This is a genomic window from Streptomyces sp. MnatMP-M17 (assembly GCF_900091995.1).
Classification (GTDB): domain Bacteria; phylum Actinomycetota; class Actinomycetes; order Streptomycetales; family Streptomycetaceae; genus Streptomyces.
This window is the reverse complement of sequence record NZ_FMDK01000545.1, coordinates 1-7,234: the sequence shown is the minus strand read 5'-3', so window position 1 is coordinate 7,234 and position 7,234 is coordinate 1. Positions and strand designations below refer to the sequence as shown.

General features: G+C 68.6%; 6 protein-coding genes. 4 read left to right on the top strand and 2 right to left on the bottom strand.

Translation table 11 applies throughout. The features are described from left to right. Window positions 1-6: 6 nt before the first annotated feature. Complete coding sequence (locus tag GA0115259_RS23815; RefSeq protein ID WP_093600829.1) at window positions 7-2,325, top strand: RelA/SpoT family protein; 2,319 nt, start codon at window positions 7-9, stop codon at window positions 2,323-2,325. A 159-nt stretch (window positions 2,326-2,484) separates the two neighbouring features. On the opposite strand, the gene GA0115259_RS23810 is transcribed toward GA0115259_RS23815, so the two are convergent. Then, entirely contained in the window at window positions 2,485-3,714 is a 1,230-nt protein-coding gene (locus GA0115259_RS23810) for a DUF349 domain-containing protein (protein WP_093600827.1), read from the bottom strand. 147 nt (window positions 3,715-3,861) lie between these two features. Continuing rightward, complete coding sequence (locus tag GA0115259_RS23805; RefSeq protein WP_093600825.1) at window positions 3,862-4,665, bottom strand: peptidylprolyl isomerase; 804 nt, start codon at window positions 4,663-4,665, stop codon at window positions 3,862-3,864. A 166-nt stretch (window positions 4,666-4,831) separates the two neighbouring features. Here GA0115259_RS23805 and GA0115259_RS23800 point away from each other — a divergent pair, with 166 nt between their 5' ends. From GA0115259_RS23800 to GA0115259_RS23790, 3 genes are all read left to right on the top strand, one after another. Then, window positions 4,832-5,554 carry an MBL fold metallo-hydrolase gene (locus GA0115259_RS23800; protein ID WP_093600823.1) on the top strand — a complete coding sequence of 241 codons (723 nt, stop codon included), beginning with the start codon at window positions 4,832-4,834 and terminating at the stop codon, window positions 5,552-5,554. 14 nt (window positions 5,555-5,568) lie between these two features. Further along, a complete protein-coding gene (hisS, locus tag GA0115259_RS23795) occupies window positions 5,569-6,834 on the top strand; it encodes a histidine--tRNA ligase (protein ID WP_093600831.1) in 1,266 nt (421 codons plus the stop codon). 120 nt (window positions 6,835-6,954) lie between these two features. Beyond that, a partial coding sequence (locus GA0115259_RS23790; protein ID WP_272921181.1) for a vitamin K epoxide reductase family protein occupies window positions 6,955-7,234 on the top strand: 280 nt, incomplete at its 3' end.

Genomic DNA, 7,234 nt, shown 5'->3' with positions numbered 1-7,234 from the left:
ACGGCCGTGCCGCGCACCGGTGGCTCCTCCAACCGCGTACGGGCCCGGCTCGCCCGGCTCGGCGTGCAGCGCTCCTCGCCGTACAACCCCGTCCTGGAGCCGCTGCTGCGGACCGTGCGCGGCAACGATCCCAAGATCGAGACCGCGACGCTGCGCCAGATCGAGAGCGCCTACCAGGTAGCCGAGCGCTGGCACCGAGGCCAGAAGCGCAAGAGCGGCGATCCGTACATCACCCATCCACTCGCGGTGACGACCATCCTCGCCGAGCTGGGCATGGACCCGGCCACTCTGATGGCCGGTCTGCTGCATGACACCGTGGAGGACACCGAGTACGGCCTGGACACCCTGCGCCGTGACTTCGGTGACCAGGTCGCGCTGCTCGTCGACGGTGTCACCAAGCTGGACAAGGTCAAGTTCGGCGAGGCCGCGCAGGCCGAGACCGTACGCAAGATGGTCGTCGCCATGGCCAAGGACCCGCGCGTCCTGGTCATCAAGCTCGCCGACCGGCTGCACAACATGCGCACCATGCGCTATCTCAAGCGGGAGAAGCAGGAGAAGAAGGCCCGCGAGACGCTGGAGATCTACGCGCCACTGGCCCATCGGCTGGGCATGAACACCATCAAGTGGGAGCTGGAGGACCTCGCCTTCGCGATCCTCTACCCGAAGATGTACGACGAGATCGTCCGGCTGGTCGCCGAGCGTGCGCCCAAGCGCGACGAGTATCTGGCCATAGTGACCGACGAGGTCCAGTCCGATCTGCGCGCCGCCCGGATCAAGGCCACCGTCACCGGCCGCCCGAAGCACTACTACAGCGTCTACCAGAAGATGATCGTCCGCGGCCGGGACTTCGCGGAGATCTACGACCTGGTGGGCATCCGTGTCCTCGTCGACACCGTCCGTGACTGCTACGCGGCGCTCGGCACCGTCCACGCCCGGTGGAATCCGGTGCCCGGACGGTTCAAGGACTACATCGCGATGCCCAAGTTCAACATGTACCAGTCGCTGCACACGACGGTCATCGGGCCCAACGGCAAGCCGGTCGAGCTCCAGATCCGTACGTTCGACATGCACCGCCGCGCCGAGTACGGCATCGCCGCGCACTGGAAGTACAAGCAGGAGGCCGTCGCCGGCGCCTCCAAGGTGCGTACGGACGTACCGAGGAACGCGGGCAAGGGCGCGGGCCAGGACACCGTCAATGACATGGCGTGGCTGCGCCAGCTGCTGGACTGGCAGAAGGAGACCGAGGACCCGAGCGAGTTCCTGGAGTCGCTCCGCTTCGACCTGTCGCGCAACGAGGTCTTCGTCTTCACGCCCAAGGGCGATGTCATAGCGCTGCCGGCCGGTGCCACTCCGGTCGACTTCGCGTACGCCGTGCACACGGAGGTCGGCCACCGCACCATAGGAGCCCGGGTCAACGGGCGGCTCGTACCGCTCGAATCGACTCTCGACAACGGCGATCTGGTCGAGGTCTTCACCTCCAAGGCCTCCGGAGCCGGTCCCTCGCGCGACTGGCTGGGCTTCGTCAAATCCCCGCGCGCCAGGAACAAGATCCGCGCGTGGTTCTCCAAGGAGCGCCGCGACGAGGCGATCGAACACGGCAAGGACGCCATCGCGCGCGCGATGCGCAAGCAGAATCTGCCGATCCAACGCATCCTCACCGGAGACTCGCTGGTCACGCTGGCGCACGAGATGCGCTATCCCGATATCTCGTCGCTGTACGCGGCGATCGGCGAGGGCCATGTGGCCGCGCAGGGCGTCGTACAGAAGCTGGTGCAGGCCCTCGGCGGCGAGGAGGCGGCCAACGAGGACATCGCCGAGAGCGCGCCGCCCTCGCGTGGACGCACCAAGCGCCGCTCCAACGCCGATCCGGGCGTGGTCGTCAAGGGCGTCGAGGATGTCTGGGTCAAGCTGGCCCGCTGCTGTACGCCGGTTCCCGGTGACCCGATCATCGGCTTTGTCACCCGAGGCAGTGGTGTCTCGGTGCACCGCGCCGACTGCGTCAATGTGGACTCGCTCTCCCAGCAGCCCGAACGGATCCAGGGCGTCGAGTGGGCACCCACCCAGTCCTCGGTCTTCCTGGTCGCCATCCAGGTCGAGGCGCTGGACCGCTCCCGGCTGCTCTCGGACGTCACGCGTGTGCTGTCCGACCAGCATGTGAACATCCTGTCGGCGGCGGTGCAGACCTCGCGCGACCGGGTGGCCACCTCACGGTTCACCTTCGAGATGGGCGATCCGAAGCATCTCGGGCATGTGCTGAAGGCGGTACGGGGCGTGGAGGGCGTGTACGACGTCTACCGGGTCACCTCGGCGCGCAGGCCGTCGTAGCCGCCAGGCACGCCGTAGCGCCAGCACGCTGTGGGACCAGCACGCCGTAGCACCAGGCATGCGGTGGGACCAGGCGCAGGGCAACGCCGAAGGGCGCCTCGTACGGCAGGTACGGGGCGCCCTTCGGCGTTACGGATACCGCGGTGGTTCTCAGCCTTCTCAGCCGCCGAACTCCTGGAGGCCCTTCAGCGCCTGGTCCAGCAGCGCCTGGCGGCCCTCCAGCTCCTTGGCGAGCTTGTCCGCCCTGGCGTTGTTGCCCGCCGCGCGCGCCGCGTCGATCTGCGTACGCAGCTTGTCGACGGCCGCCTGGAGCTGGCCCGTCAGACCCGCGGCACGGGCACGCGCCTCCGGGTTCGTACGGCGCCACTCGTTCTCCTCGGACTCCTGAAGCGCCCGCTCCACCGTGTGCATCCGGCCCTCGACCTTGGGCCTGGCGTCGCGCGGCACATGCCCGATCGCCTCCCAGCGCTCATTGAGCGCCCGGAAGGCCGCCCTGGCCGCCTTGAGATCCGTGACCGGCAGCAGCCGCTCGGCCTCGACCGCCAGCTCCTCCTTGAGCTTCAGATTCTCGGTCTGCTCGGCGTCGCGCTCGGCGAAGACCTCGCCGCGCGCCGCGAAGAAGACGTCCTGGGCGCCGCGGAAGCGGTTCCACAGATCGTCCTCGGCCTCGCGCTGGGCGCGGCCCGCCGCCTTCCAGTCCGTCATCAGCTCGCGGTAACGGGCCGCCGTGGCGCCCCAGTCCGTGGAGCCGGAGAGCGACTCGGCCTCCGCGACCAGCTTCTCCTTGGTCTTACGGGCCTCCTCGCGCTGCGCGTCGAGCGCCGCGAAATGCGCCTTGCGGCGCTTGGAGAACGCCGAGCGCGCGTGCGAGAAACGGTGCCACAGCTCGTCGTCGGACTTCCGGTCCAGCCTCGGCAGGCCCTTCCAGATGTCCACCAGCGCCCTCAGCCGCTCGCCGGCCGAGCGCCACTGGTCGCTCTGGGCGAGCTGTTCCGCCTCGGTGACCAGCTCCTCCTTGGCGTGGCGCGCCTCGTCGGTCTGCTTCGCCCGCTGCGCCTTGCGCTCCTCACGGCGTGAGTCGACCGTCGCGATCAGCCCGTCGAGCCGTTTGCGCAGTGCGTCGAGATCACCCACGGCATGGTGTTCGTCGATCTGTCCGCGCAGATGGTCGATGGCTGTCGCCGCGTCCTTCGCGGACAGATCGGTGGTCTTCACCCGCCGTTCGAGGAGGTCGATCTCGACAACCAAGCCCTCGTACTTGCGCTCGAAATAGGCCAGGGCCTCCTCGGGAGAGCCTGCCTGCCACGATCCGACGACCTGCTCGCCCTCGGCCGTCCGCACGTACACGGTGCCCGTCTCGTCGACGCGGCCCCACGGGTCGCTGCTCACAGCGCCTCCTCCACCTGATGCCACCGGGGCAGTGCCCCGGGCATCATCCACAGTTTCCTGGGACGGGCTGCGCCCGCCCTGCACAACGCCAATCTAGGCGACCGGCCGCCCGGCTGTCCGCACTCAGCACGGCCGAAATTCAGAGGGTCACGCCTTGTCGACCGTGCCCTTCTCCACGGTGACGGCCTTCTTGGGCGCGCCGTCGCCCGTACCGCCGTCCACACCGGCCTCTGCCACGGCTTTCACGGTCTTGAGTCCGGTCTCGTCCATGGTCCCGAACGGCGTGTAGCTGGGCGGGAGTTTGGTGTCCTTGTAGACCAGGAAGAACTGGCTTCCGCCGGTGTGCGGCTGGCCGGTATTGGCCATTGCCACGGTTCCCGCCGGGTACGTGACGGTGCCGTCCGCGGCCGGCTTGCCGAGGGCGGTCAGATTCTCGTCGGCGATCGTGTAGCCGGGACCGCCGGTCCCGTCGCCCTTCGGATCGCCGCACTGGAGGACGAAGATGCCCTGCGTGGTCAGTCGATGACACTTCGTGTTGTCGAAGTAGCCCTTGTCCGCGAGGGCCTTGAAGGAGTTCACCGTCTCCGGTGTCTTCTTGGCGTCCATCGTGATCGCGATGTCGCCCTGGTTCGTCTTGAGCGACAGTGTGTACTTCGACGACTTGTCGATCGCCATCTTCGGCGCGGGCGCGCTGCTCTCCGTCTCCGACGGCGACGGAGTCGGCTCCGCGGACGCGGAGGCGTCCGGCGCGGACGCCTTGTTCTCGCTGTCTCCGCCGGTCAGCCCGCCGGAGGCCCACGCGGCGGCGCCGCCGACGACCACGACGGCCAGTACGGCGGCGATGACGGTGTTGCGGCGCTTCGCCTTCTTCCTGGCCTCCGCCCGGCGCTGCTGCTGCCGCTCGAACTTCTCCCGGGCGAGCTGCCGCCGCCGCTGATCGTTGTTGACCACCGGGTCTACTCCTCGTTGTCTAAGTGATCCTGCCGGTCCGGCCGCACGGGCCCCAGGCCCTGTCCGGACCTAGCCCCGTACGGTATCTGGGTTGGCTGTGGAATGAGCAGCGCCGGTAGGCTCTGATCTGCTGCATTCCTCCGACGGACGACATATAAGGACGATCGTGCTCATTGCCGGGTTCCCCGCCGGGGCCTGGGGGACCAACTGCTATCTGGTCGCCCCCGCCGCGGGTGAGGAGTGCGTGATCATCGACCCGGGCCATCAGGCCGCGCAGGGTGTCGAGGACGCGGTGAAGAAGCATCGGCTCAAGCCCGTTGCCGTCATCCTCACCCATGGGCACATCGACCATGTCGCCTCGGTCGTCCCGGTGTGCGGAGCCCATGACGTACCGGCGTGGATCCATCCCGCGGACCGGTACATGATGAGCGACCCGGAGAAGGCACTCGGCCGCTCGATCGGGATGCCGTTGATGGGCGAGCTGACCGTGGGGGAGCCGGACGATGTCCAGGAGCTCACCGACGGCGCCCAACTGAGGCTGGCGGGCCTGGAGTTGACCGTCGCGCACGCGCCCGGCCATACCAAGGGGTCGGTGGCGTTCGGAATGCCCGAGGCGTTCGGCGGGGCGGATATCCCGCCGGTCCTCTTCTCGGGCGATCTGCTCTTCGCCGGCTCCATCGGACGCACCGACATGCCCGGTGGCGACCACGCCGAGATGATCGAGTCGCTGGGCCGTGTGTGCCTGCCGCTCGACGACTCGACCGTGGTGCTGTCCGGCCACGGCCCCCAGACGACCATCGGCCGCGAGCGCGCCACCAATCCCTATCTCAGGGAAGTGGCCGCCGGCCACGGAAGCGGCCCCGACGCCGCTCCGCGACGAGGAATGTGACACACCGGATCACCATGAGCACTTTCCAGGCCCCCAAGGGCACCTACGATCTGATCCCGCCCGACTCCGCGGTCTTCCTCGCGGTCCGCGAGGCGATCTCCGCGCCGTTGAAGAACTCCGGCTACGGCTATGTCGAGACGCCCGGCTTCGAGAACGTCGAGCTGTTCGCCCGCGGTGTCGGCGAGTCCACCGACATCGTCTCCAAGGAGATGTACGCCTTCGAGACCAAGGGCGGCGACAAGCTGGCGCTGCGTCCCGAAGGCACCGCCTCCGTCCTGCGCGCCGCGCTGGAGGCCAATCTGCACAAGGCCGGGAATCTGCCGGTCAAACTCTGGTACTCCGGCTCGTACTACCGCTACGAGCGCCCGCAGAAGGGCCGTTACAGGCACTTCTCGCAGGTCGGCGCCGAGGCGATCGGCGCCGAGGATCCCGCACTCGACGCCGAGTTGATCATTCTGGCCGACCAGGCGTACCGCTCGCTCGGCCTGCGGAACTTCCGCATCCTGCTCAACTCCCTTGGCGACAAGGAGTGCCGGCCCGTCTACCGCGAGGCGCTCCAGGCCTTTCTGCGCGTTCTCGACCTGGACGAGGACACCCGCCGCCGTATCGAGATCAATCCGCTGCGCGTCCTCGACGACAAGCGCGCCGACGTACAGAAGCAGCTCGTCGGGGCGCCGTTGTTCCGCGACTATCTCTGCGACGCGTGCAAGGCCTACCACGAAGAGGTCAGGGAGCTGCTGACCGCGGCGGGAGTGGCGTACGAGGACGACGAGCGGCTCGTACGCGGTCTCGACTACTACACACGCACCACGTTCGAGTTCGTCCACGACGGTCTCGGCGCGCAGTCCGCGGTGGGCGGCGGCGGCCGGTACGACGGACTCTCCGAGATGATCGGCGGCCCCGCGCTGCCGTCCGTCGGCTGGGCGCTCGGTGTGGACCGTACGGTGCTGGCGCTGGAGGCCGAGGGGATCCGGCTCGATCTGCCGGGCGCCACCAGTGTCTTCGCGGTCCCGCTGGGCGAGGAGGCCAGACGGCGGCTCTTCGCCGTGGTCACCGAGCTGCGCAGGGCCGGGATCGCCGCCGACTTCGCGTACGGCGGCAAGGGCCTCAAGGGCGCCATGAAGAACGCCAACAGGTCCGGTGCCCGCTACACGATCGTCGCGGGCGAGCGCGATCTCGCCGAGGGCGTGGCCCAGCTCAAGGACATGGAGAGCGGCGAGCAGGCACCGGTCGCGCTCGACGCCCTGGTGACGGAGCTGACACGGCGGCTGCGCGGCTGAGTGCCCCGGAGAGGGCCGTTCGGTCCCTCCCCGGACCCACAGACCCGTGGGGCACAATGAGTCCGCGCCGCCTGCGGACGACGGCGTGCCCCACGGCACCGGAGTGAGGGAACGGCGGATATGACGAGTGCGGCACTGGACGAAGTCTCCTCCGAGCGGGAGGAACGGAGCGCCGCCGGAACGGTCGGCGGCGGCCGTGCGTTCGCGCTGCTGCTGGTGATCACCGGCGCCGCCGGCCTGCTGGCGGCGTGGGTGATCACGCTCGACAAGTTCAAGCTGCTTGAGGACCCGAACTTCACGCCGGGATGCAGTCTCAATCCCGTGGTCTCCTGCGGCAATGTCATGAAGAGCGAGCAGGCGTCGGTCTTCGGCTTCCCGAATCCGATGCTCGGGCTGGTGA